Origin of the sequence: Streptomyces sp. NPDC087310 (genome assembly GCF_044744405.1) — a bacterium.
GTDB lineage: Bacteria > Actinomycetota > Actinomycetes > Streptomycetales > Streptomycetaceae > Streptomyces.
The window spans coordinates 135545-160456 of record NZ_JBIUYF010000002.1; the positions used below are offsets into that span (position 1 = coordinate 135545).

Consider the following 24912-nt stretch of genomic DNA (forward strand, 5'->3'; position numbering starts at 1 on the left):
GCCGGGCTCAGCCGGTCCAGTCGAGGATGATCTTGCCGCTGCGGGCGGTGGCCGCCTCGTCGAACGCGGCCTCGAACTCCTCGAACCCGTAGCTGCCGGTGATGACGGGGGTGAGGTCGAGCCCGCCTTCGAGGAGCACGGTCATCGCGTACCAGGTCTCGAACATCTCGCGGCCGTAGATGCCCTTGATCGTGATCATCGAGGTGACGATCTTCGACCAGTCGATCGCGAACTCCTCGGCGGGCAGGCCGAGCATGGCGATCCGGCCGCCGTGCGTCATGTTGTCGACCATGTCGCGCAGCGCCTCGGGCCGGCCGGACATCTCCAGACCGATGTCGAAGCCCTCCTTGAGGCCGAGCCGACGCTGGGCCTCCGCGATGCCGCTGCCGGGGGCGGAGACGTCGAGGGCGAGGGTGGCGCCCACCTTGCGGGCCAGTTCCAGGCGGTACGGGCTGACGTCGGTGATCGCGACATGGCGCGCCCCGGCGTGCCGGGCGACGGCGGCGGCCATGATCCCGATGGGGCCAGCGCCGGTGATCAGCACGTCCTCGCCGACGAGCGGGAAGGAGAGCGCGGTGTGCACGGCGTTGCCGAAGGGGTCGAAGATCGCGGCGATGTCGAGGTTCACGTCGGAGCGGTGGACCCAGACGTTCGAGGCGGGCAGGGCGACGTACTCCGCGAAGGCGCCGTCGCGGCCGACGCCGAGGCCGACCGTACTGCGGCAGAGATGGCGCCGGCCCGCGAGACAGTTGCGGCAGGTGCCGCAGACGAGGTGGCCCTCGCCGCTGACGAGATCACCGACGGCGACCTCCCGTACGGCGGCGCCGACGGCGACGACCTCACCGACGAACTCGTGGCCGAGGATCCGGGGTGCCGTGACGGCCTGCCGGGCCCAGCCGTCCCAGGAGCGGATGTGCAGATCGGTGCCGCAGATGCCGGTACGGGCCACCTTGATCAGCACGTCGCCGTCGCCGGTCTCCGGCTCGGGTACGTCCATGAGCCACAGCCCCGGCTCGGCCTTCTGTTTCACAAGTGCCTTCATGGGGCGCGGCTCCCGGGGGTGATGGTGCTGAACGGTGATCACTGTGCTGTGGTCACCGTGCGGTGATCGCAGTGGAGTGATCGCAGTGAGGTGATCGCTGTGCGGTGATCGACTCCAATGTGCCGACCGCGACCGTTCCGGTCCATCGAGGATTTCTTAAGCGGCCCCACAGCGCAGCTTCACACCGGCCTCACGCGGCGGCCCGGGAGCGCCGCCGAAGCCGCCGTTGGCGGGGTACGCGCCCCACGGGGCCGGTGACCTCGGCCTCTTCCGGGTCGGCCGGTACGGGGCAGATCGCGCGCCGGGACACGGCCGACCGGGTGGCGCCGGCCCTCCGCCGGCGGCGTTCGGCGCGGAGGGTGGCGGCGCGGTACGTGGGGACGGAGACGGCAGGGGCGGAGCCGGCGGGGACGGGCTCCGGCGTCGACGACGGGCCCGCCGTCCCTGCCGTCACCGCGGCCGTCCGCGTCAGCAGCACCACGCCGCGCGCCGCGACCACGGCGCCCACGAGCGCGGCGGCGACGCCCAGTTCACCGCCCTGGAGCCCTTCGCCCAGCAGTGCCAGACCTATGACGGACGCGGCGACCGGATTGGCCAGGGTCAGCACCGCGAGCGGGGCTCCCAGGCCGCCCCGGTAGGCCGTCTGCGAGAGCAGCAGACCGCCCGAGGCGAAGGCCGCGACGACCAGGGCCACGGCCCCGACCTGCCAGAGGGGCAGCGCGCCGGTGGCCCCTTCGCGCTCCGTGGCGGCGACCGTGACCGTCTGCGTGAGGGCGGAGGCTACGCCGGAGATGATCCCGGAGGCCGCCGCGTGCCGCAGTCCCGGCCGGGCTCCGGGCCTGGTCAGCAGGGCGACCAGGGCCATGGCGACGCCCGCGACGCCGAGTGCCTGCGGCAGGGTGAGCGTCCGCTCGGGAGAGGCCCCGGCGGCCGTCAGCAGGATGATCGCGAGACCGACCAGGGTGAGCGCCGTGCCGCGCCACTCGCCCCGGCTGACCTGGCGCCCGGCGCGGCGGGCGCCCAGCGGTACGGCGGCGACGAGCGTGAGCGCGCCCAGCGGCTGGACGACCGTGAGCGGGCCGTACGTCAGCGCCACGACATGGAGCAGCGCGCCGGTGGCGTTCAGCCCGACGGCCGACCACCAGGGGCCCCTGCGCAGCAGGCTGAGGAGCGGCGTGCCCTGCCGCGTACGGGCGGCGAGGCGTTCTTGTGCGACGGCCGCGCAGGCGTAGGCGACGGCGGAGACGAGGGAGAGCGCCACCGCGACGGCCATCCCGGCGCTCATCGGACCGCTCCCGCGGCGGTGCCCCGGACCGCGACCGGAACCCCGGCAGGCTCCGGATCCGGTTCCTGTGGCGGCGCCGGTAGGGCCGACCGTACGACCAGGGATCCGTGCGGTGCGGACTCAGGGCGCGGCGCCCTGAGGAACGCCAGGGTGACGGCGAGCAGCGCGCCCGCCACGATCGCGTCGAGCCAGTAGTGGTTGGCGGTGCCGACCACCACGAACAGGGTGACCAGCGGGTGCAGCAGCCAGAGCCACCGCCACCGTGACCGGGTGGCGGCGATCAGCCCGACCGCGACCATCAGGGCCCAGCCGACGTGCAGCGAGGGCATCGCCGCGAACTGGTTCGCCATCGGATCGGTGGCGGGGCTCGGCCCGTACACCGAAGGCCCGTACACCCGCGCCGTGTCCACCAGTCCGGTCGCCGGGAGCAGCCTCGGCGGCGCGAGCGGCATCAGCAGGTGCAGGGCGAGCGCGGCGCCGGTCAGGGTGGCGAGGGCCCGGCGGGCCCGGACGTAGTGGCCGGGCCCGCGCCAGTAGAGCCAGCCGAGGAAGAGCACGGTGGCCGGGAAGTGGACGGCCGCGTAGTACGTGTTCGCGGCCTGCACCAGCGTCTCGCTGTGCAGCAGGACCCCCTGGACACCGCCCTCGCCCGGCAGCCCGAGGGCGCGCTCCCAGCCCCGGACGCGGTCGGCGTTGTGGAACGCCTCGCCGGTGCGGCCGTCGGCGAGGAGCCTGCCCAGTTTGTAGACCAGGAACAGTCCGGTGACGAGCATCAGCTCTCGTACGAGGGGCGGTCGGGCGGAAGAGCGCTGCTTCCGTTCGGCGGGCCCAGTGCGGGTGTGGTGGTGCACCACCCGACCCCCTTGCATGGACGACACGGCGTCCTGCGACGACGTGGTGGTACGGCGGCGGGGTCTGCACCCGGCCCTATCGATACGCCAGTGTACCGAAACGGATTCGTTTCGGTACACTGGCGTATCGGTACACTGCCGTATCGATGTGTCAGCGCGAGAGCCGAGGAGAGACGATGACGTCGCAGCGCCGCTCCAAGATCACCCCGGAACGGGAACGGGAGTTGTACGAGGCGGCTCTCGAACTGCTCAGGGAGAGCGGCTACGACGCACTGACCATGGAGGGCGTCGCCGCCCGCTCCCGCTGCGGCAAGTCCACGCTCTACCGGCAGTGGCGTACGAAGCCGCAGCTCGTCGCCGCCGCGCTGCGCGGCACCCGCTGCGCCATGCTCGCGGATGTCGACACCGGTGGGCTGGAAGGGGACTTGAGGGCGGCGGTCCGCGTGGCGGCGCTCGGCGCGGGACGCGACACGGCACTGCTCCACGCGCTCAGCCATGCCGCGCTCCAGAACCCGGAGCTGCTGCTGGCGCTGCGGGAAACGCTCATCGAACCGGAGATCACGGCCATCGAGGCCATGCTGGAGCGCGCCGTGACCCGGGGCGAGCTGGCCGCGGACAATCCCGCCATCGAGTTCGTCGCCGCCCAGCTCATCGGCGTGATGCGCGCGCGGCCGACGACGGAGGGGCGGTACGCGGATGAGGCGTATCTCACGCGGTTCCTGGAGGCCGCGGTCTTTCCCGCGCTCGGTCTGCGGACCGGCGCGCACCCCTGACCGGCGGACCGTCGTTCCGAGCGGATGACGACGGTCCGTCCGCGCCGCACCGTGGGGACGGGAGCGGCGCACCACATGACGGTGGGCTCCTTCTCCGGAAGGGGCCCACCGCCATGTCCGGGGCCGTCGGGGCCGGAGGGCCGCCTCACCTGTTCGTCAAGAAACCTTGACGTCAAGCTGCCCTGACGGAAGACTCGGCCCATGTCCACCCCCGATGAGCTGGAAACCCGCTTCACCCTGCGCACCGCCGTCGCGCGCTACGACGAGCTGCGCACCCGCGAGTCGCTGTCCGACCCCGACGAGGACGGCGCCGACGGCCCGGACGGCGCGTTCTCCGGCGTCGCCGCGCTGAGCCGTGACGAGACGCTGGAGCTGCTGGCGCTGGGCGAGCTGATCGCCCGCAAGGCGGCGTACGGGCGTCAGCTCTCCGTACGGTCGGCGCGCCGCGCCGGCGCGTCCTGGTCCCGGATCGGGGCGGCCCTGGGCACCAGCAAGCAGGCCGCCTGGGAGGCGCACAACCGCTGGATCGACGAGCAGGACGGCCGACGGCCGCGGACCGGCTCGATCGGCTGGGACGCCACGGAAGTGGAAGCCGCGCGGGCCCTGGCCGGTGGCCCGGACGACGACAAGGACCGCACATGACACCCCCGCCCGCCGCCTCCCCCTCTCCCGCCTCCGCCGCGCTCACCCCCTTCACCCTCGCCGTACCGCAGCGGGAGCTGGACGAGCTCTCCGCCCGGCTGGCGGCGACCCGCTGGCCCGCCGCGGCCACCGGTCCCGGATGGTCGCAGGGCGTCCCGCTCCCCTATCTCCAGGAGCTGGCCGCGTACTGGGCCGACGGCTACGACTGGCGCGCCCAGGAGGCCGAACTCAACGGATTTCCGCAGTTCACCACCACGATCGACGGCGCCACCGTGCACTTCCTGCACATCCGCTCGCCCCGGCCCGGCGCGCTGCCCCTGCTGCTCACCCATGGCTGGCCCGGATCCGTGGTCGAGTTCCTCGATGTGATCGGCCCGTTGACGGATCCTCCGGCGTCGGCCGGCGGCGACGCGTTCGATCTGGTGATCCCCTCCCTCCCCGGCTACGGGCTCTCCGGGCCGACCCCCGGCCCCGGCTGGGACGTGCGCCGCGTCGCGCGGGCGTGGGCCGAGCTGATGCGGCGGCTCGGGTACGACCGCTACGGCGCGCAGGGCGGCGACTGGGGCCATGCGATCACCCTCGAACTGGGCCGCGCGGACGCCTCCCATGTCGTCGGCGTCCATGTCAACACGCTGCTGACACCGCCACCCGACGATCCGGCCGTGGCCGCCGCACTGGGCGACGAGGACCGGGAGCGGCTGCGCCGTACGGCCGACGCGTACGCCGAGATGTCGGGGTACGCGCTGCTCCAGAGCACCCGGCCGCAGACGCTCGGGTACGCGCTCACCGACTCGCCGGTCGGTCAACTCGCCTGGATCGTCGAGAAGTTCGGGGAGTGGACGGACTCGGCAGGGCTACCGGAGGACGCGGTGCCGCGCGACCGGCTGCTGACCAACGTGATGCTCTACTGGCTGACCCGTACGGCGAGTTCGTCGGCGCGGCTGTACTGGGAGCACGCCCGCTCCCCGCACACCCGTGCCCCTTCCGGTCCGGTGCGCGAGCCGTATCCCACACCAACGGGTGTCGCGGTCTTCGGCGGGGATCTCGCGCGTCCGGTGCGGCGGCTCGCCGAGCGGGACCACCCCGTCGTCCACTGGACGGAGTTCGACCGCGGCGGCCACTTCGCCGCCCTGGAGCAGCCCGGTCTCTTCGTCGGCGATGTCCGGGCCTTCTTCCGTCGCTTCCGCGCGCGGCGCTGAGCGCGGCCGGAGGACGGGGCCGTGCTGAGATGGATCGGGTGCGTTCGTCTCCTCATGGGACCATTCATTGACGTAGTGTCAGCGATCCGGAGAATGGTCGATTCTGCACGGCCCGGACACGGGCCGTGACGAAAACGCCGCCGGGAGCCCCGTCGCGGGCACCGGCCGGGGCGTGGTGAGGAGGCGGATGACGGCGCTCGGCGGCGCGAGGAAGTCCGTACCAGGGGGGCGCGAAGCGCTCTCCCGTGAGGCTTACCGGAACGCGCACCAGCTTGATCAGGACAGCTCACAATCAGTCAATTCCAGCCAGGCGGCGGGCACATGCACCGGTGTTGACGATCCGACATGGCCAGATACGCTCCACTACGCCTTGCCCCCACGACATCGCGCCTCGTCAGCGCACCGCACTACGCCCGTCCCCGCATCTGGAGGCCGATCGTGACCTGCGTCTCGGAACAGCGCCTGGCTCAGCAGCTTCCGGCCGTGCCGTTCTACTGTCCGGTTCCGCCCGCCCGGCACCGCTCGGGCGAGGCCCTCAACGACCGCACCGTACGGTGGATGCGCCGGCAGCGGCTCGACCAGGACGAGCGGCAGCTCAAACGTCTCGCCGTCTGCGACTTCGGCGGACTGGCCGCGTCGACGATGCCGTACGGACGGCTCGAACCCCTCACCCTGATGGCCAAGTTGCACGCCGTCCTCTTCTCCCTGGACGACGGGGTGTGCGACGAGTCGGCGGCGACGGCGGATCTGATGGTGCAGGAGACCTCACGCATCATGCGCGCCCTGGAGGCACCGGAAGCGCGTTCGGCCACCGATTCCCCGCACACCGCCGCGCTGCGCGGGATCCGGCGGGAGCTGGAGCGGTACGCCTCGGCCCGCCAGCTCCGCCGGTTGACCGAGGCGATGCGCGTCTACACCTCGGGGCTGGTGTGGGAGGCGTCCTGGCGGAGCGACGCCCGGCTGCCGTCGATCGACGACTACGTCACGCTGTGGATGCGGGCCATCGGCATGGCGCCGTCCACCGCCATGATCGAGATCGTCGGCGGCTTCTCCGTGTCCGACGAGGACCTCCAGGACCCGCGCGTACAGGCCCTCACGGAGATCACCTGGACGCTGGTGAGCTGGGACAACGACCTCTACTCCCGTAACAAGGAGCTGGAGCGGGCGGGCGACGACCTCAATCTGATCGATGTGGTGTGCCAGGAACAGGGGTGCGATCCGCAGCGCGCCCTCGTCCGGGTCGTGGCGATGCGGGACCGGGTGATGGTGCTCTTCGACCGGCTGGCCGCGCAGGTCGAGGCGGAGGCGGACGACGGTCTGCGCCGTTATGTACGGGGGCTCGGCCAGTTCGTCCGCGGCCATCTCGACTGGGCGTCGCACTGCCCCCGTTACACCGTGTCCTCGGGTCCGCGGACCCCGCCCGGCGGGTGGTGGAAGCAGCAGCCGGCCGACAACAGCCTGGAACCGCTTCCCATCCCGACGATCGCCTGGTGGTGGGACCAGCTCGCCCCGGTGCGCTGACCCACCTCCCTCCCCCTTCATCGCCTTCCGTCAGTACCCGCGCCACCAGCGGGCCACGGCCCGCCACGCCCGCCGGGGCGCGCTGCTGCCCGTACGCTGCTCCGGAACCCCTGCCACCGGCACCGGCACCGGCACCGGCACCGGCCCACCGTCGTCCGTGGACGGTGGCTCGGGGGCCGGCGACGCCGCCGCCTCGGGGACGTACGGCGTGCTCGGTACGGTGCGGGGCGAGGGCGAGTCGACCTGCCACCGCGGACGCGGTACGGGGGACGTCGCGTTCGGCGGCCCGGTGACGTCCTGCGGCGGCCGGGGCGCGAACGTCACCGGCAACTCCCGCAACTGGCGGGACATCAGCGCGGCCGACCAGCTCAGTTCGTGCTCCTCCACCGCGAGTTGCAGGTCCGGCAGGCGCAGCAGCAGCGCGTCGATCCCGGTGTCCGCGATGGCGCGTCCGATGTCCTGTCCCGGGCACTCGTGCGGGCCGCCGCTGAACGCGAGATGCGCGCGGTTGCCCCGCATGGAAGCGTGGACGTCGGGCCGTACCACCGGGTCCACATTGGCCGCCGCGATCCCGACCACCAGCGCGTCGCCCGCCTTGATCTGCTGCCCGCCGAGTTCGGTGTCACCGACCGCCCAGCGGCCGAAGATCGTGGTGAACGGCGGCTCGTCCCACAGGGTCTGCTCGACCGCCTCCGGCAGCGTCATGTGGCCGCCGCTCAACTGGGCGCGGAACCGGGGGTCGGTGAGCACCATCCGCAGCACATTGGCGATCAGGTTGGCGGTGGTCTCGTACGCCGCGATGAGCACCAGCCGCAGATGCTGGCTCACCTCGTCGTCCGTCAGCCCGGCCGGATGCCGGGTGAGCCAGGTCGCGAAGTCCTCCTCCGGTGCGATACGGCGCCGCTTGACCAGCCGGGTCAGGGCGGCCATCACATACGCGTTGCTCTCGTTGGCGGTGGCGGTGCCCTTGATCATGTCGCGGGCTGCCTGCACCAGCCGCTCGTTGTACTCCTCCGGCATCCCGATGATCTGCGCCATCACCATCATGGGCAGGTGCTCGGCGAAGCTGCTGACGAGATCGGCGTGCCCGGCCTGGCAGAACTCGTTGACCAGCCGGTTGCTGTAGCGGTTGATGTAGCGGCGTACGCCCCGGTGGTCGATACGGGCGATCGAGTCGGTGACCGCGCCCCGCAGCCGCTCGTGGTCCGCGCCGTCGGCGAAGACGCAGATGGGCTGCCAGGTGAAGATCGGCGCCAGGGGGTGGTCGGGCGGCGCGCTGCCGTCGTGCAGCGCGCGCCAGCGCCGGGAGTCGCGGGAGAACTGCGACGGCGTGCGCGTCATGTGCAGGTTCTCGCTGTGGCCGAGGACGAGCCAGGCGGGCACGTCGCCGTGGAGGAGTACGGGCGCCACGGATCCGTGTTCGGCGCGCAGTTTCTCGTACAGGCCCATCGGGTCGCTCTCGGCCTCGGGCCCGTACAGCCGGCGCGGCCCGGCCTGGAGCGGGCTTTCCGGGGCCGGGCCGTCCGGGGCGGGGCCGTCCCCGCCGGGGCCCGTGCCGTTGACGCGGCCGATGGGCAGGCCGGTGCCGGGCGGGGCGCCGGAGTCCATGCCGTGGGCCGGACAGCCGGGGGGCGGCGCGGCATGGCCGTCCGGCCCGGGTCGATGGGGAAACGGGGTGGTCACGGTCGCTCCAGGGGTCGGGCCGGGAAGGGGCGTACGAGAGGGGGCATACGGCATACGGCATACGGCAGGGGGTGTACGGCAGGACGGGGTCGGTGCGAGCGGGGCGCCGCGCGGTTCGGGCGGGCGGGGCGGCTCAGCCGGGCGGCGCGGAGAGCTCGTGCAGATAGCTCATCAGCGTCAGCAGCACATCGCGGCTCGACGCCCGCAGCCGTGCGTCGCAGTCGACCATCGGCACCTCGTCGGGCAGGTCGAGCGCGGCGCGCAGGGCCTCGACGGGGTGGTGCGGCGCGTCCGGGAAGGTGTTGACGGCGACGACGAACGGCACGCCGCGCTCCTCCAGGCGTCCGATGACGTCGAAGCTGACTTCGAGGCGGCGGGTGTCGACGAGGACCACCGCGCCCAGGGCGCCTTCGAAGAGGCCGTTCCACAGGAACCAGAAGCGTTCCTGGCCGGGGGTGCCGAAGAGATAGAGCACCAGGTGCTCGGTGATGCTGATCCGGCCGAAGTCCATGGCGACGGTGGTGGCCGTCTTGCTCTCCACACCCCGGTTGTCGTCCACCCCCACCCCGGCCTGGGTCATGGTCTCCTCGGTGGTGAGGGGCCTGATCTCGCTGACGGAGCCGACCATGGTCGTCTTGCCCACCCCGAACCCGCCCACGATCACGATCTTCACCGCTGAGGTGGCCGTGGTGGGCAGGATGTCCTCGGTCCTGGGGCCGGTGATCGTGTCAGAGCTTCTGGAGTCCATGCATCACCGCTTCGAGAAGGGACCGGTCGGGAAGCGCGGCGCGGACGATCGGCGCGCGCGATTCGACCAGCTCGGTCGCGAGGAGTTCGGTCAGCAGCGCGGTCACCACGCTGAAGGGGAGGCTGAGATACGCGGAGATCTCGGCCACGGAGAGCGGTCGGTGGCAGAGGCGCAGGATGGCGGCCTGTTCCGGCTGGACCGTCGGGGACGGGTCGTCCTGGGCCACGATCATGGTGACCAGGTCGAGCGGGGCCCGTTCGGCACCGTCCGGGCCACCGGTGATCACATAGAGCCGTTCCGGGTCTCCCACGTCCGCTTCGGGCATGCGGCGTTCGCGTCGGGGAGGCGGGGTCATCCGGACTGCCCGTCATGGCGTGGCGGACTGGTGAGATGGGCTCCGATCCGGACCACCATGTCCCGCATCCGGGCGCCGACCAGCCCCGCGTCCACGGTGTCGTCGGCGAGGACGGCGAGGTAGGCGCCCGTGCCCGCCTCCATCAGGTAGAAGAAACCGCCCCCGACCTCGATGACGACGAGCCGCATCCGGCCGTCGCTCAGCGGGATCTCGGCGGCGACCGCGGCGGCCAGGCTCTGGAGCCCGGCGCAGGCCGCCGCGAGCCGGTCGGCCACGTCCGGGTCGCCGCCGTGCCGGGCGATCCTGAGTCCGTCGGCGGAGAGCACCACGATCTGCTGGATCTGCGGCACCCCGTCGGCGAGCTCCTTGAGCATCCAGTCCATGTTCGCCCGCTGCTGGATCACTTCAGATCTCCCTTGCCCCGTACATCGTCGGATTCGCCGTGATCGCCGGTCCGGCCCGGCGGCTCCTCTGTCCCGGCCGGCGGCTCCCCGGGGGTGCCGTTGACCGCTTTCGTGAACGCTTCGAGCCAGATGCCGGGTCCGGGTTTCCCCTCCGGGGTACGGTCACCGGTCCCGGCCGGCGCGCCGGCCCCGCCATGGCCGTACGGCGCGCCGTGGACCTGGCCGTTGGTGGCGCCGTTGGTGCCCCCGTTCGTGCCCGCGTTCGTGCCCCCGGTCGACGGGCCGTACGCCCGGTCGCCGCCCCGGGGCCCGGCGGAGTGGAGGCCGAGGTTGTGCGAGCCCAGCGGGGCGCGGCCCCGGCTGCGCCGCTGCGGCAGTCCGTTCTCCGTCCACTCCGTCACCACCGGCGCGTCGTCCTCCCCCGCCACCGCGACCGGGGCCGGGCGCTGGGGTCCGGTGACCGGCCGCGGCACACGGTTGGCGGGGCGCAGTACATCGGTCGTGGGCAGGTCCGAGGTGGTGCCCCGGGGCAGCGCCGAGGCGCCGATGCCATGGGCGATACCGGGCGCGGGCCCGGTGGTCACGATGGAGCGCGGCACGATCAGCACGGCGCGCACGCCGCCGTACGCGGACTGCCGCAGCGAGACCTGAAGGTGGTACATCTGGCAGAGCCGTCCGACCACGGCCATGCCGAGCCGGGGGGTGTCGCCGAGGTCGTTGAGGTCGATACCTGCCTGGGCGCGCGCGAGCATGCTCTCGGCACGGGCCCGCGCCTCCTCGCTGAGGCTGACGCCGCCGTCCTCGATCTCGATGGCGATCCCCGTCTGCACCTCGACGGCGGTGACATGGACGCGGGTCTGCGGGGGCGAGTAGCGGGTGGCGTTGTCGAGGAGTTCGGCGCAGGCGTGGATGAGCGGTTCGACGGCGGTGCCGATGATCGCGATCTTGGCGATCGAGTGCAGGTCGACGCGCTGGTACTCCAGGATCCGTGACATCGCGCCACGCAACACGCTGAACAGCGGTACGGGCCGGGGCCATTGGCGGCCGGGGCGGGCCTTGCCGAGTACGGCGATGGAGTCGGCGAGCCGGCCGATCAGCGCGGTCCCGTGGTCGATGCGCAGCAGGTCGTCGAAGACCTCGGGGTTGCGGCCGTGTGCGTTCTCCATCTCCCGCAGTTCACTGGCCTGTTGGTGCACGAGGGACTGGACGCGGCGGGCGATGTTCACGAAGGCGCGCTGCGCGGACTCGCGCATGGCCTCCTCGTCGTCGACGATCTGGAGTACGGACTTGAGCAGGGCGCGCTGCGCGAGGGGCAGTTCGCGGTAGCGCTCGTCGCCGTCGACCACGGCGCGGATCACCTCGTCGGGTGATTCGCCCTGGCGGAGCCGGTACACCGCGGCGGGCATCAGCTCCTTGCCGAGCCGCACGCTCTCCTCGTCGTGCTGGGCGAGACGGCCCTCCAGCAGGGAGATCCGGTGGGCGTAGCGCTCGTGGAGCACACCGACGGCCCGGCGGCGGCGCGCCAACTCCAGGGCGCACCAGGCGATGACGACCAGGGCTCCCGCCCCGTACAGCGCGAGCGGTATCCGTGCGGTGTCCTCGGCGAGGACCACCACGAGGGCGGTCACCGCGGTGACGAGGAGGACGGGGAGGAGCAGCACGCGGATTCCCGGCGACGCTTGTTCCTTGAATGGTGCTTGTTCCTTGGGGGGTGCCTGTTCCTTGGGTGGTGCTTCAAGACGAACCATGTAAGCCCTCTGGCGGTCGATTCAGGTCGGTTTTCGAACAATCAAGGAACCTGGGAACAAGTGCCTGATTACGTATCAACTCGGCGCGTAACGCGAGAGCCTAGCCCGGCCTGATCGGCACTTCGGCATATTCACGCAACCTCATGCACAGGCGCCCCAGGGGGCATAGACTTCGCCAATTTGCACGCTGTGGTGATGTGACAGCACCAAGGGTGACGACATCAGTGCGGCCTACGAACACCCACCCGGAACGCCGGTACGGACGCGCCTCTTTGGGCGAAGCCCGGCAGAGCGTCCCGTCAGGGCGCCCCGGCGCCGCGCTTGGCGAGCTGGATCTGCTCGTACACCCGCGTACGCAGCTCCGCGAAGCGCGGGGCGACCCGGGTGTGGAGCTGGTCCCGCTCCTCCGGCAGGTCGACCTTCATCTGTTCCTGTACGACGGTGGGCGAGGCGGAGAGGATCAGCACCCGCTCCCCCAGGTAGACGGCCTCGTCGATGTCGTGCGTGACGAACAGGATCGTCATGCCCCGCTCGCGCCAGAGCCCGCGCACCAGGTCCTCCAGCTCGGCGCGGGTCTGGGCGTCGACGGCGGCGAACGGCTCGTCCATCAGCAGCACTTCGGGTCCGTACGCCACGGCCCGGGCGATGGCCACACGCTGCTGCATGCCGCCGGAGAGCTGCCACGGGTAGGCGCCGCCCGCGTCCGCCAGGCCGACGGCGGCGAGGGCGTCCTCGACCAGTTCGCCGCGCCGCTTCCGGTCGAGCGACTTCCGTCCGCGCAGGGGCAGTTCGACGTTCTCGCGCACCCGCATCCAGGGGAAGAGGCTGCGTCCGTACTCCTGGAAGACGACGGCCATACCGGGCGGCGGCGCGGTGATCCGCCGTCCCGCCAGGCGGACTTCGCCCTCGGTCGGCGCGAGCAGCCCGGCGACACACTTGAGGAGGGTGGTCTTGCCGCATCCCGAGGGGCCCACCAGGCAGGCCAGTTCGCCGGCGCCGAGGGAGAAGGTGAGGTCGCGGACGGCCTCGACCCGGCGGCCCTGCCCCTCGTAGACCTTGCGCAGCCCTCGTACGTCGAGCATCCCGTCCCCCTCCGTGATGGTCATGACGACCGCCTTGACCTGCGCAGACCGTGGTACCAGCCGAGAGCCCGGCGTTCGACCGCGCGGAACAGCAGGGAGAGCAGGAAGCCCAGGACGCCGAGCAGCAGGATGCCGCTCCACATCTCGGGGATGGCGAAGCCGCGCTGGAACTGGACGATGGCGAAGCCGAGGCCGTTGCTGGCCGCGAACATCTCGCTGATGACCATCAGAATGATCCCGATGGACAGGGCCTGGCGCAGCCCCGCGAAGATCTGCGGGCTCGCCGAGCGCAGCACGAGATGGCGGATCCTGGCGGTGCCGCCGATGCCGTACGACCGCGCGGTCTCGGCCAGTACGGAGTCCACCGCCCGTACTCCCTCGACGGTGTTGAGGAGGACGGGCCAGACACAGCCGGTGGCGATGACCACGATCTTCATCGTGTCCCCGATGCCCGCGAAGAGCATGACGACGGGCACGAGCACGGGCGGCGGCACGGCCCGCAGGAACTCCAGGACGGGTTCGGTCGCGGCGCGTACCCGGCGGTACGAGCCGATGACGACGCCGAGCGCCACTCCGGCGACGGCGGCCAGCGCGTACCCGGCCGTGAGGCGCAGCAGGCTGGGCACCACGTCGTCGGCGATCCGCGCGCCCGTCCACACCGTGCCGAAGGCGGCGGCCACGGTACGCAGCGGCGGGGCGTAGAGACTGGTGCTGGAGTCCGAGACGATCCACCAGCCGGCCACGAGCAGGGCGGGCAGCCCGAGGACGAACAGCATCTGACGCACGGCGCGCCGGGGCGCGCTCGTGGCGGCGGGAGCGGCGGAGGCAGTGGCCGCGGTGTCCTTCACAGGGCCGCCTCGCCCCGTACGGACTGGTGCCAGGCGAGCGCACGCCGCTCGACGGCCCGGGCGCCGACGTTGATGAGCAGGCCGAGTCCTCCAGTGACCACCACCAGCGCGTACATCTCCGGCACCGCCTGCGAGGTCTGGGCGACCGCGATCCGCGCGCCGATCCCCGGTGTCCCGATGACGAGTTCGGCGGTGATCGCGAGGACGAGCGCGACGGCGGCGGCCAGGCGTACGCCGGTCATGATGTACGGCAGGGCGGTCGGCCAGAGTACGTAGCGAATACGGGCCCAGGTACCGAGCCCGTACGAGCGTGCGGTCTCCTCCGCGATCGGGTCGACGTCCGTGACGCCGTACAGCACCTGGACGAGGACCTGCCAGAACGAGGCGTAGACGACGAGCAGCAGAGTGGAGCGCAGATCCGTGCCGTAGAGGAGGACGGCGAGCGGAATGAGCGCCACCGAGGGGATGGGCCGCAGGAATTCGACGGTGGAGGCGGTCGCCTCGCGCAGATACGGCACGACGCTCAGGACGACACCGGCGGCGACGCCCGCGACGACGGCGATCAGCAGGCCGAGCGCCCAGCCGGTGAGCGTGTCGCCGAGCGCGGTCCAGAACGTGGCGTCGGACAGCTCCGTACCGAGAGCGCCCGCCACCCGGACGACGGGCGGGAGGTAGTCGGCGGAGACCAGTCCGGTACGCGGGACCAGCTCCCACAGGGCGAGGAGAGCGACCACGCCTCCGGCCCCCAACGCGGCGTTGACCAGGCTCTTTCCGCCTGCCCTGGTCATGGGAGGAGCGTGTCCAGATCGGGCGTGGAGCTGAGGGTGCCGTCCTGCTCGCCGAGCTTCGCCAGCGTCTCGATCGACGCCCGGTCGGGCCGCGCGGGCCAGCGGGGCAGGACCAGGTTCGGCAGCATCGACTCGGGGATCTTCGTGTAGGTGGTAAGGATCCGGCGGACCTCGTCGGGGTGGCTGTTGGCGTACTCCAGCGACTCGGCGGTGGCCTCCTGGAACTTCTTCACCGTCTCCGGGTTCCGCTGGGCGTACTGGGTGGAGGTGAAGTACATCGCGACGGTGAGATCGGGCGAGACGTCCACGTAGCTGGAGGCGATGACGGTGCCGCCCTGGCTCTTGACCGTGGCCAGCGCGGGCTCGACCACCAGGGCGGCGTCGACCCGGCCGCCGGCCAGGGCGGCGGGCATCTGGTCGAAGGGCAGCTCGACGAAGTCGACCTCGGCCGGGTCGCCGCCCGCCTTGCGGACCGATTCCCGTACGGATGTGTCGCCGATGTTCTTCAGCGTGTTGATCGCGACCTTCTTGCCCTCCAGCTCCTTCGCCGAGGTGATCGGGCTGCCCTTCCGTACGGTGAGGCCGGCGAAGTCGGCGCCCTGCTCGCCGGTGGTCGCGATGCCGTTGGCGACGGCCGTCACGGGGACGCGGTTGACCTGGGCGATCATCAGGGTGGTCATGTTGGAGAAGCCGAACTGGAACTGTCCGCCGACCACGGCGGGCACGATCGCCGCGCCGCCCTGGGCGGTCACCATGGTGAGGTCGAGGCCCCGCGAGGCGTAGAAGCCCTTCTTCTCGCCCAGGTAGAGGGGCGCGACATCCACGATGGGGATGATCCCGACCTGGACGCGGGTCGTGCCGCCGGACGCCCCTTCGCCCGTACCGCCGCCCCCCGAACCGGATCCGCCGCACGCGGTGGCGGTGACCAGGAACGCGGCGGCGATGGCCGCGATGGACAGTCGACGCATGAACCCCCCTTTGCCGGACGGAACGTGCCACGGACCGTGCGCAGATCGCACAGCGTTTCCCAGCGGGAACATAGGGGCAGCCGCAGTCACCGGTCAACGGTGCATGACGCTCTCATCAACCCTTTGGGACAAGGGAGTTGAGAATTGGGTGAAAGAACGGCGAGGCACACGAGGCGTTGTTGACAGCCCTCGGACCCGGCTCCTAGCGTGCGCGTCACGCACAGTCGTACGCGGACCAGCGGATCACCCGTCACACACATCAGGGTCGACGGAGGCAACGATGAGTGCAGCCCCGGCACGCGAACCTCACTTCGTCCAGTCCTTCGAACGGGGGCTGTCGGTGATCCGCGCCTTCGACACGCACCATCCGGAGCTGACGCTCAGTGAGGTGGCCCGGCTCTGCGGCCTCCCCCGGGCCGCCGCGCGCCGGTTCCTGCTGACGCTCGCCGATCTCGGCTATGTCCACACGGACGGGCGGCTGTTCCGGCTCAGCCCCCGCGTCCTCGAACTGGGGTACGCGTATCTCTCCAGCTTCTCACTGCCCGAGATCGCCGAGCCGCACCTCGAACGGCTGGTCGCCGAGGTACGCGAGTCGTCCTCGCTCTGCGTGCTGGACGGCGACGCCGTCGTCTATGTGGCACGGGTCGCGGTGACCCGGATCATGACGGCGTCGATCACCGTCGGCACCCGCTTCCCCGCCCACGCGACCTCGGTCGGGCGCGTACTGATCGCCTTTCTCCCCGACGAGGAGCGCGACACCCGCCTCAAGGGCACCGAGCCGGCCCCTCTCACCCCGTACACCACCGTCTCCGTCGATCTGCTGCGCGCGGAGCTGGAGCGCGTACGGCGTCAGGGGTACGCCCTGGTCGACCAGGAGCTGGAGGAGGGCCTGCGCTCGGTCGCCGCACCCGTACGGGACCGGACGGGCACCGTGATCGCGGCGGTCAACGTCCCGGTCCACGCGAGCCGTCACTCGATCGAGTCGGTACGGCGTGATCTGCTGCCCCCGCTGCTCGCGACGGTCGCCCGGATCGAGGCCGACCTGCGCGTGGTGGCGCCACGGAGATGAGCGGCGAGGAACCGGGGCGGAGGGGAACCGGGGCGGACGGGCGACCTCGGGGAGCGGGGCCCTGCCGCCGCCCGCCCCGTACACCCGTATCCGCCCCGGAACCCGCCGGTTCAGGCGGGCACATCCCCTTCGAGAAGCTTGACCAGCTCGTCCACGAGGGCCGGAGCCTCCCGCTTCAGCGCGGCGATGTCCATCCCCTCGTCGCCCAGGATGGAGAGCAGCGCCCGGTCGCCCACCGCGAGGACGATGATCTGCCCGGCCGCGCAGCGGATCACCACATCGCGGAGCGCGCCCGCGTCGGCCTGCTGCGCCATGCGCTGACCGAGCCCCAGGGTGGCGGCGGCGAGGGCCGCCACGGACTCCGGCTGGAGTGTGTCGGTGTCGGCGGCGACCATCAGGCCGTCGGCGGTGGACAGAACGCTCTCCGACGCCCCCATCACCCGTTCCCGCAGCGAGGCCAGAACTTCGACGAGTGACGTGACGGACGAGTCTGCGTGCATGGTTATCGCTCCTTGGTGATGATCCGGCAGCGGTCCTGCCGTGGGGCCTGCCGTGGGGCGTTCTACAAGGCTCCGGCCGTGTACCGGGGCCGGGTCACAAGCGTCCGTCTGTCCTGAGGGTTTCTGACGTGCTGTGGGTTACCGGTGCCGCGGGTGTTCCGGTCCCGTCGCGCCGCCGGGTGATGTCGGCGCCGCTCCCGGCTTGACGCCCGGTGCCCACTGGGGTCGGGGGCCGGGGACCCGGCGCGGCAGGGAACCGGCCGGTGGTGGCGCCGCCCCCGACCCACCGGTGGTGGCGCCTGCGCCCGGGACGCGGGGCGCGGTGCTCGGTCTGCCCGCCGGGCGCCGGTCGCCTTCCCACTGGACGAGCTTGAGTTCGTCCATCCTGATCAGATCCACCATCACGGCGAACAGTCCCCGGCCGAGGAAGAAGGCGAGGTCGCGCGGTGTGCGGCGGCCGTTGGCGAGGGCGAGGAGCGCGGTGTGACGCGGTGCCAGCCTGCCGGCCGCCCGTTCCGCGGTGACCGAGGGCCGCAGCCGGGTCCTGGCCAGTTCGCCGGGCGACCCCCAGCGAGCGGTGACGAACGTCAGCCGCCGCGCGGTCTCCTCGGCGACGCTCTGCGGCTGCGCGGGATGCCCCGCGAGCACGGTCTGGGCGGGCGCGCCCACCTCCCAGCCGTCCGGCCGGGTGAGCGCCATCGCGAAGGCGCCCTCGTAGATCGTCGCGGTGCAGAGGACCTCCAACTCGGTCTCGCCCACCAGTCCCTGGCCGACGAGGGCCGCCCCGAGACCTGCCACGTCCTGGGTCGCCGCGAGAGCGGACGCCCACCCCTCGTCCCCGATCCGGCCCGACTTCAGCAGAGCGGACTCGACCGAGGGGGTCCCGGGGGTTTCGATCGCGCTGATCAGGCCGTTCCTGAGGTGAATCGTTCCGCCAGGTGCCCCGGAGACCGACACCGTACCGCTGTAGCCCTCCTGGTGCAGCCGTACCAGCAACGCCGTGACATTGCGCGGCGCGGAACCGGCCGGGACGGGAGCCGGTGCGGGCAACTCCCCCGGGGCTTGCACTCGGGGAGCCGCCGGGGTCCGCGCGGGACCCGTCCACAACGGGACCGGCTGCGAAGGCCCCTGGGGGTCGGACCCGTCGTTCATGCGAGTACGCCTTCCGCGTGCTCCGCGAGCCGGCGCATCGCCAGGGCGAGATTCGTCCGGTCGCGGTCCAGCGCCGCGACCAGCAGCACGGGGTCACCCGCGCGCCGCACCGCCTGCACCACGTGGTAGCGGCGCACGCTCGTCACGATCACGCTCTCCAACTCGCTTTCGTCCCCCACGCGGTCCACCTGTCCCGCGATCACGGCCGTGACTTCGGCCGCCTCCCTGCCGTCCCCGACCTCGAAAGCGTCTCCGACCACGCAGTACGTGAGACCGGTGACCGCGTCCACCAGAGCGGCCCCTGTCATCCCCGGCATCTCCATGAGCCGGGAGAGAGACGATTCGATCGCTGACACTGACATCCCTTCGAGTTACGGCTGATTTCACAGTACTCTAGTCTTCAACTAGTCCCCTGGTGACCAGGTTTGGCATTATTTCGTCCGCAAAGTTTCGGCTCTTTCAGAACAGGACCACACGATGAACCTTGAGACCGCGCTCAAAGAGGCCATGACGATCGACGGCGCGCTCGGGGTGGCCGTGGTCGACTACGAGAGCGGGCTGTCCCTCGGAACGCTGGGCGGGGAGCAGGGACTTGACCTGGAGGTCGCGGCGGCGGGGAACACCGAGGTCGTGCGCGCCAAGATCCGCACCCTCGCGACGCTGGACATCGACGACACCGTGATCGACATCCTGATCACCCTGGGCAAGCAGTACCACCTGATCCGCCCGCTGCTGTCCACCCAGGGATCGCTCTTCCTCTACCTCGCACTCGACCGCACCCGTGCCAACCTCGCGCTGGCCCGCCACAACCTCAAGCGGATCGAGACCGAACTCTCGATCTGAGGTCACGGCGGCGCGTCGACGCGGGACGGATGGATGGACGAGGGGCGGGACGGCTGGATACGGGTGCCGGTGGGCGCCGGCTCCGCGCGGTGGACGACGCGCGGGCGGTGCCGGCTGGTGCTGTTCGTCGTGCACAACGTGACGTCGACGACCCGGTTGCTGGACGTGCTCCCGCTCTTCAGGGACGACCTGCGGATCCAGATGCTCGCCACGTGCACCGGTTCGTCACCGTTCCAGGCCGGGGTGGCCGGCCTCCTGGCGCAGACCGGCGTGCCGGTGCTTCCGTGGGAGCAGGCGGTGGCCCTCCCGGTGGACCTGGCGATCTCGGCGAGCTTCGGCGGCCAACTCCATGAAATAAAAGGGAAGTTGACCGTCCTCTCCCACGGCGTTGGCTACAATAAGAGGCTGGCAACACCGGACACCGGACACCGGACACCGGACACCGGACGCCCTTCGGCCGATGGGGATGGGGATGCCGGTACGGCGCCACCGGTCTTCGGGCTCTCGCCCGAGTGGCTGCTCACCGACGGCACACCGGTAGCCGACTCACTCATTCTCTCCCACCCCGAACAGGTGGAGCGGCTGCGCGCCGCCTGCCCGGAAGCGGTTCCCACCGCCGTCCTCGCCGGTGACCCCTGCTTCGACCGCGTGCTGGCCGCCCTGCCGTACCGCGAGCGCTTCCGCCGGGCCCTCGGTGTCCATCGGGGGCAGCGGCTTGTCCTGCTCAACTCGACCTGGAACCCGGACTCCCTCTTCGGGGACGGCGGGGCAGACGATGTGCTGCCGTCCCTGCTGCCGCGCCTCACCTCCGAGCTGCCCGCCGACACCTACCGTCCGGCCGCCGTGCTGCACCCCAACATCTGGCACGGTCACGGCCCCGGGCAGGTCCGCGCCTGGCTGGACCGGGCCCGGCGGGGTGGTCTGGCGCTGGTGGACCCCCTGGACGGGTGGCGTCAGGCCCTGATCGCGGCCGATGTGATCATCGGGGACGGTGGTTCCGTGACCTACTACGGGGCCGCCCTCGGTACCCCCGTCCTGCTGGGCGCGGCATCGACGGACGGCCTCGACGCGGGGTCGCCGGTCGCCGCGTTCGTACGGCGGGCACCCCGGCTCTCGCCCCACGCTCCGCTCCGGCCCCAACTGGAGGCGCTGCTGAACGGACGACCAGGACCGCCGTCGCCTCCGGGTCCCCCGCCGACTCCCCCGTCGGCCACGGAGCCGGAACCAGGACCGGCCGAGCTGGTCTCATCGGTCCCCGGTGCGGCGGCGACCTTGCTACGGCGCCACTTCTACGGACTCATCGGCATCCCCGAGCCCTCGGAGCCCGCGCTGCTCGACCCGCTGCCGCTGCCGCCCTACGAGCGGGTCACCCGAACGGCCCCGCTCAGGGTGGTGACCCGGCTGCTGGGCGCGGGCGAGGTCGAGGTGGCCCGGTACGCGGATCCCCGGTCGGAGCCCCCGGGCCACGGGGACGCGCACACCGCCGTGCACGAGGACACCCTGGATCCGGGGCGGCTCGCCCTGGCGGATGTGGTCTTCCGGTACGGCGCGGCGGACGACCCCCGGTTCGGCGGCCCCGAGCGGTGGACCGAGGAGGTGCTGGCCCGCCATCCGCACGCCGCCCTGGCGGCGTTCGTCGCCGAGGACGGGGTGTGTACGGTCCGTACCCGCGCCGGATCCCTGCTGCGGCTCGTCGACCGTTCCCCCGACGGCCCCCTGTACGGGGCGGACCCCGCCGCCCATGCCTCGGCCCTCCATGCCTGGCTGGCCGGGGGAGGGACACTGGAGGAGCTACCGGCGGGCGTGCTGACCGTACGGACCGGCGCGGACCTCCGTCAGGTGTCGGTCACGCTGGTCACGCGGGTCATGCCGGTCACACCGGACGCATCGGCCGACCCCACCGCACCGGTCAGTCCTGAGCGCTGACGCAGCGCTCGCGCAGGGCCCGCAGATGGGCGAGGTGGTGGGCGGCCCTCTCCTTGTCGAGTGTGGCCGTCGCCTCGTCGATCAGCGGCAGCGCGCTCTCCGGACGCCCCTCGGCGAGGTGGGTCTCGGCCAAGTCGGTGAGTGTCCTCGCCGCGTTGTACGGATCGGCGCCGGCCCGGAAGAAGCCGAGCGCCGTCTCCAGGCGCTCCGTGGCCTCGGGGAAGCGGCCGAGTCCGCGCAGGGCCCGGCCCCGGTGCCGCTCCAACAGGGCGCGGGCGCGCGGCAGATCGCGGGCGCCCTCGTCGTCGGGTCCTGTCCCGTCCAGGACCGCTGACGCCTCGTCGAAGCACGCGTACGCCTCCTCGAAGCGCCACTGCCGCAGCCGCAGCAACCCGAGCGACTCGACGGCGGACGCCTGGCCGCGCCGGTGCCCTGCCTGCTCCTCGGCCCGTACGGCGGCGGTCAGATGCGTCTCGGCCTCCTCGTACTGCCACAGCTCCATCAGATTCAGCGCCAGCAGCACATGCATGCGCCCGGCCATCCGGGATCCGGGGTGGTGGGTGTCCACCATCCGTGCCCCCGCGCGGAGCGCCGGAAGGATCTCGTCGTGGTGGCCCGCCTTGAGCTGGAGCGGCCAGAGGGCCTGGCAGAGCTGGTAGACGGAGTCGGGGTCGCCGAACTCCTCGGCGGCCAGCACCGCCTGGACGAGGTTGCCCAGCTCGGCGCGGAGGGCGGTGAGCGCCTCGCCCTCGTCGCCGTACGGGCCGGCGCTCGCCGCCAGTTCGTCGTAGAGCGGGCCGATCGCCCATGCCTGCGGCAGGGCGGCGAGCCGCGCCCGTACCGCGAGGCGCAGATACCACCGCACCGTGCCGGTCATGGCCGCCGAGCAGGCCGCGATGCCGTCCGTGCGGAAGGCGGCCTCCTCCGCGTGGCCCCGGATCGCGGGACGGTAGCGGAAGTGGCCGGTGTCCGTCAGCTCCAGCAACTGCCCGTCGGCCAGCGCTCCGAGGGACCGGGCCGCCTCGGCCTCGGGTATCCCGGCGACCTGGGCGACGACGGCCGGTCCGAGCGCGGGCCACTCCCGCAGCGACATCAGCCGGTAGATCCGGGCCGTACCGGGCTCCAGACCCTGGTACGTCCGCTCGGCCGCGGTACGGACGGGGTCGTGGGCGGACACGGGAGGATCCTCCTCCGTACAGTGCTGGGTCAGGGCCGGGTCGGAGAGCGGAGCCGCCACCGCCACCCGCCCCGGCTCCGGCTCCGGCTCCGAGAGAAGGGGCGCGGCTGCCCGCAGCGCGTACGGCGAACCGCCGCACCGCTCCAGTACCCGCGGCAGCGTGGCGCGGGCGGCGGCCACGGTCTGTCGGCCCGCGAGCTCCGTGAGCAGTCGGCGCGCGTCCTTGTCGGAGAGCGGTCCGACCGGAACGGGCACCGCGTCCAGTCCGGGCAGCGGCCGGCGCGCGACCACCACCGTGAACACCCCGGGCGCGGAGGTCACCAACGGCCGGACCTGCGCGGAGGAGTGCGCGTGGTCGAGCACGACGAGCAGCCGCCGGTCGGCCGCACAGCGCCGGAACGCGGCGCGCCGGTCCGCCGCGCTCGGCGGGATGTCGTCCTGGTCCATGCCCAACTGGACCAGCAGACTGCGCAGCACCACGGCGCTGTCGAGAGCGGTCCCCGCGGAGGCCCCGCGCAGATCGGCGTAGAGCTGTCCGCCGGGGAACCGGGCGGCTTCCCTGCACCCCCAGTGGACGGCGAGGGCGCTGGTGCCGATGCCCTCGGGGCCGTGGATCAGCGCGAGCCTGGGACGTCCGTCGGCCTTGCGCGATGCCTCCCGCTCCAGCAGCCTCATCGGTTCCTGACGGTCCGTGAAGAACCGTACGGAGGGCGGCAGTGCGGGTATGCCGTCCGCCGTGGCGGGGAGAGGAGCCGTACGGGCGAACGCCGCCCAGGCGCGGGCGAGCGCGGGGTCGTCGCGTATGCCGTCGTGGACGAGCCGGGCCACGGCGGACAGCTCGGCCGGTCCCGAGGGCGCGGCCACCTCCCGCCCGACGATGCGCCGCACCAGGCCGCCGGCCGATTCCCAGGCCCACTTCCCCGCCTCGTTGGCCATCCCCGCGCCCACGGCGGCCAGCGCCGCGGCGATCGCCGCCGACATGGGATCCAGCATGTCCCGCTCCCCCGCTCCCCTGATCTGTGGCCCGGCGTCGGAGGACGCCTCGCACCACGGTTCGAGATCAACGGTAGTCCTGATCAGGGCCCTTCGGGCAAGGTTGGCGTCTACTCGCAAGACTCTCCCCGGAACGTGGCATTCAGGAATGCGCTCCGCGGTGGCGGGGAAGAGGTGCGCGGGAACAGGCCCGGGCCGAGCCGCCCCGGCCCCGGCCTCTCCCCCGGCCGGGCCGCCGCCCCGGGCCTCCCCGAACCTCGCCAGCCCGCCCGTACCGCCGCTGACCAGGGCACCCGTCCGGTACCCGCCGGTATCAGGCGGGGGCAGCCGTACGCGCTGATACTGACCCCATGACCCGACACGGAGAGCTGGGCACGGCCCTGCACCGCTGGCGTGACCGGATCGCCCCGGCCGAGGCCGGGCTGCCCGCGGACGAGTCCGGCAGGACGGGCGGGCTGCGGCACGAGGAGCTGGCCCGGCTGACCGGTCTGTCCGTGGACTATCTCGTGCGGCTGGAGGAGGGGCGGGCCACCTCCCCTTCCGTGCAGGTGCTCACCTCGCTGGCGTGCGCCCTGCGGCTCTCCGACGACGAGCGCCGTCATCTCTTCCTGCTCGCCGGGCAGTCGCCGCCCGCCGTGGGCCGGGTCCCCGACCACGTTCCCGCCAGTGTGCGGCGGCTGCTCGGGCGGCTCGCGGGGACGCCGATCGGGGTCCATGACGCGTCGTGGAACCTGATCACCTGGAATCCGCTGTGGGCCGCCCTGGTCGGTGACCCGGCGCAGGCCCCGCCGCGCGGGCGCAACGCCGCCTGGCAGCACTTCACGGGCCAGCCCAGCCGGATCGTCCACACCGTGGAGCAGGAGGCCGGGTTCGAGGCGGCGCTCGTCGCCGATCTGCGGGCGGCCACCGTGCGCTACCCGACCGATGTGCGGCTGCGCTTCCTCATCGGTGAGCTGCGGCGCGCCAGCAACCGGTTCGCGGCGCTCTGGAACTCCCGGATCGCCGGTGCGCACGGCACCGGGACATGGACCGTCCATCACCCGGATGTCGGACCGGTGACGGTCGACTGCGACACGCTCACCGTGCCGGGGTGCGATCTGCGGATCGCCGCCTACTCCGCGGCGCCCGGCACCGACGCCGCCGAGAGGCTCGCCCTGCTCGACGTGATCGGCACGGACGTCATCGGTACGGACGCCGTCGGCACGGACGTCATCGGTACGGATCCCGCCGCCGCGCCCGCCGAGCGCTGAGTTCCCCGCCGCCTCACCCTATCGGGTGCCCGGCCCGGAGGGGCCGACCGGGGTGGTGATACATC

At 72.3% G+C, this 24912-nt stretch carries 24 protein-coding genes; 8 read left to right on the forward strand and 16 right to left on the reverse strand.

Annotated elements, in window-relative coordinates; all coding sequences use genetic code 11:
- Positions 1-7: 7 nt before the first annotated feature.
- From tdh to ACIO3P_RS06680, 3 genes are all read right to left on the reverse strand, one after another.
- Positions 8-1042, reverse strand: a complete 1035-nt coding sequence (gene tdh, locus ACIO3P_RS06670; RefSeq protein WP_329827720.1) for an L-threonine 3-dehydrogenase — start codon at positions 1040-1042, stop codon at positions 8-10.
- Positions 1043-1232: 190 nt separating this feature from the next.
- Positions 1233-2327 carry a DMT family transporter gene (locus tag ACIO3P_RS06675; protein ID WP_401848745.1) on the reverse strand — a complete coding sequence of 365 codons (1095 nt, stop codon included), beginning with the start codon at positions 2325-2327 and terminating at the stop codon, positions 1233-1235.
- Positions 2324-3196, reverse strand: coding sequence for a phosphatase PAP2 family protein (locus ACIO3P_RS06680; RefSeq protein WP_401848742.1), 873 nt, complete (start codon positions 3194-3196; stop codon positions 2324-2326). The genes ACIO3P_RS06675 and ACIO3P_RS06680 overlap by 4 nt, the downstream gene beginning before the upstream one ends.
- A gap of 158 nt (positions 3197-3354) precedes the next feature.
- On the opposite strand from ACIO3P_RS06680, the gene ACIO3P_RS06685 reads away from it, so the two are divergent.
- The 4 genes from ACIO3P_RS06685 to ACIO3P_RS06700 all read left to right on the forward strand — a co-directional run bounded on the left by ACIO3P_RS06685 (position 3355) and on the right by ACIO3P_RS06700 (position 7313).
- On the forward strand, positions 3355-3951 hold the full coding sequence (locus tag ACIO3P_RS06685; protein WP_329827723.1) for a TetR/AcrR family transcriptional regulator: 597 nt from the start codon (positions 3355-3357) through the stop codon (positions 3949-3951).
- A gap of 201 nt (positions 3952-4152) precedes the next feature.
- Positions 4153-4593: a hypothetical protein gene (locus ACIO3P_RS06690; RefSeq protein WP_401848740.1), complete on the forward strand. Its 441-nt coding sequence runs from the start codon at positions 4153-4155 to the stop codon at positions 4591-4593.
- Complete coding sequence (locus ACIO3P_RS06695) at positions 4590-5792, forward strand: epoxide hydrolase family protein (protein WP_401848738.1); 1203 nt, start codon at positions 4590-4592, stop codon at positions 5790-5792. Before ACIO3P_RS06690 ends, ACIO3P_RS06695 begins: the two co-directional genes overlap by 4 nt.
- 438 nt (positions 5793-6230) lie before the next feature.
- Positions 6231-7313: a hypothetical protein gene (locus ACIO3P_RS06700; RefSeq protein ID WP_401848736.1), complete on the forward strand. Its 1083-nt coding sequence runs from the start codon at positions 6231-6233 to the stop codon at positions 7311-7313.
- A gap of 30 nt (positions 7314-7343) precedes the next feature.
- On the opposite strand, the gene ACIO3P_RS06705 is transcribed toward ACIO3P_RS06700, so the two are convergent.
- The 9 genes from ACIO3P_RS06705 to ACIO3P_RS06745 all read right to left on the reverse strand — a co-directional run bounded on the left by ACIO3P_RS06705 (position 7344) and on the right by ACIO3P_RS06745 (position 15937).
- Positions 7344-8996 (reverse strand): cytochrome P450, encoded by a 1653-nt coding sequence (locus tag ACIO3P_RS06705; protein WP_401848734.1) that lies wholly within the window; start codon positions 8994-8996, stop codon positions 7344-7346.
- Positions 8997-9129: 133 nt separating this feature from the next.
- The gene (locus ACIO3P_RS06710) at positions 9130-9744 is read right to left on the reverse strand and encodes an ATP/GTP-binding protein (protein ID WP_329827728.1); all 615 of its coding nucleotides are present in this window, start codon (positions 9742-9744) and stop codon (positions 9130-9132) included.
- Complete coding sequence (locus ACIO3P_RS06715; RefSeq protein WP_329827729.1) at positions 9725-10099, reverse strand: DUF742 domain-containing protein; 375 nt, start codon at positions 10097-10099, stop codon at positions 9725-9727. The genes ACIO3P_RS06710 and ACIO3P_RS06715 overlap by 20 nt, the downstream gene beginning before the upstream one ends.
- Positions 10096-10503 (reverse strand): roadblock/LC7 domain-containing protein, encoded by a 408-nt coding sequence (locus tag ACIO3P_RS06720; RefSeq protein WP_329827730.1) that lies wholly within the window; start codon positions 10501-10503, stop codon positions 10096-10098. Before ACIO3P_RS06720 ends, ACIO3P_RS06715 begins: the two co-directional genes overlap by 4 nt.
- Complete coding sequence (locus ACIO3P_RS06725; RefSeq protein ID WP_401848732.1) at positions 10500-12251, reverse strand: sensor histidine kinase; 1752 nt, start codon at positions 12249-12251, stop codon at positions 10500-10502. The genes ACIO3P_RS06720 and ACIO3P_RS06725 overlap by 4 nt, the downstream gene beginning before the upstream one ends.
- 299 nt (positions 12252-12550) lie before the next feature.
- On the reverse strand, positions 12551-13357 hold the full coding sequence (locus ACIO3P_RS06730; protein ID WP_401848731.1) for an ABC transporter ATP-binding protein: 807 nt from the start codon (positions 13355-13357) through the stop codon (positions 12551-12553).
- Entirely contained in the window at positions 13354-14109 is a 756-nt protein-coding gene (locus ACIO3P_RS06735; protein WP_401848854.1) for an ABC transporter permease, read from the reverse strand. Before ACIO3P_RS06735 ends, ACIO3P_RS06730 begins: the two co-directional genes overlap by 4 nt.
- Before the next feature lie 68 nt (positions 14110-14177).
- A complete protein-coding gene (locus ACIO3P_RS06740) occupies positions 14178-14969 on the reverse strand; it encodes an ABC transporter permease (protein ID WP_401848729.1) in 792 nt (263 codons plus the stop codon).
- On the reverse strand, positions 14966-15937 hold the full coding sequence (locus tag ACIO3P_RS06745) for an ABC transporter substrate-binding protein (RefSeq protein ID WP_401848728.1): 972 nt from the start codon (positions 15935-15937) through the stop codon (positions 14966-14968). Before ACIO3P_RS06745 ends, ACIO3P_RS06740 begins: the two co-directional genes overlap by 4 nt.
- A 280-nt stretch (positions 15938-16217) precedes the next feature.
- Between ACIO3P_RS06745 and ACIO3P_RS06750 the strand changes: the two genes are divergently transcribed.
- The gene (locus ACIO3P_RS06750; protein WP_401848726.1) at positions 16218-17006 is read left to right on the forward strand and encodes an IclR family transcriptional regulator C-terminal domain-containing protein; all 789 of its coding nucleotides are present in this window, start codon (positions 16218-16220) and stop codon (positions 17004-17006) included.
- Between the two features lie 110 nt (positions 17007-17116).
- On the opposite strand, the gene ACIO3P_RS06755 is transcribed toward ACIO3P_RS06750, so the two are convergent.
- The 3 genes from ACIO3P_RS06755 to ACIO3P_RS06765 form a co-directional block, all read right to left on the reverse strand.
- Entirely contained in the window at positions 17117-17506 is a 390-nt protein-coding gene (locus ACIO3P_RS06755) for a roadblock/LC7 domain-containing protein (RefSeq protein ID WP_329827738.1), read from the reverse strand.
- Positions 17507-17644: 138 nt separating this feature from the next.
- A complete protein-coding gene (locus ACIO3P_RS06760) occupies positions 17645-18556 on the reverse strand; it encodes a hypothetical protein (RefSeq protein ID WP_401848723.1) in 912 nt (303 codons plus the stop codon).
- Between the two features lie 98 nt (positions 18557-18654).
- The gene (locus ACIO3P_RS06765) at positions 18655-18966 is read right to left on the reverse strand and encodes a hypothetical protein (RefSeq protein ID WP_329827740.1); all 312 of its coding nucleotides are present in this window, start codon (positions 18964-18966) and stop codon (positions 18655-18657) included.
- A 169-nt stretch (positions 18967-19135) separates the two neighbouring features.
- Between ACIO3P_RS06765 and ACIO3P_RS06770 the strand changes: the two genes are divergently transcribed.
- Together ACIO3P_RS06770 and ACIO3P_RS06775 are read left to right on the forward strand one after the other, a co-directional pair.
- Complete coding sequence (locus ACIO3P_RS06770) at positions 19136-19501, forward strand: hypothetical protein (RefSeq protein WP_329827741.1); 366 nt, start codon at positions 19136-19138, stop codon at positions 19499-19501.
- A gap of 33 nt (positions 19502-19534) precedes the next feature.
- A complete protein-coding gene (locus ACIO3P_RS06775; protein ID WP_401848721.1) occupies positions 19535-21427 on the forward strand; it encodes a hypothetical protein in 1893 nt (630 codons plus the stop codon).
- Here the strand turns inward: ACIO3P_RS06775 and ACIO3P_RS06780 are convergent.
- Positions 21411-23597, reverse strand: a complete 2187-nt coding sequence (locus ACIO3P_RS06780) for a tetratricopeptide repeat protein (RefSeq protein ID WP_401848719.1) — start codon at positions 23595-23597, stop codon at positions 21411-21413. The genes ACIO3P_RS06775 and ACIO3P_RS06780 overlap by 17 nt on opposite strands.
- A gap of 350 nt (positions 23598-23947) precedes the next feature.
- On the opposite strand from ACIO3P_RS06780, the gene ACIO3P_RS06785 reads away from it, so the two are divergent.
- Positions 23948-24847 (forward strand): helix-turn-helix transcriptional regulator, encoded by a 900-nt coding sequence (locus ACIO3P_RS06785; protein ID WP_401848718.1) that lies wholly within the window; start codon positions 23948-23950, stop codon positions 24845-24847.
- Positions 24848-24912: the final 65 nt, after the last annotated feature.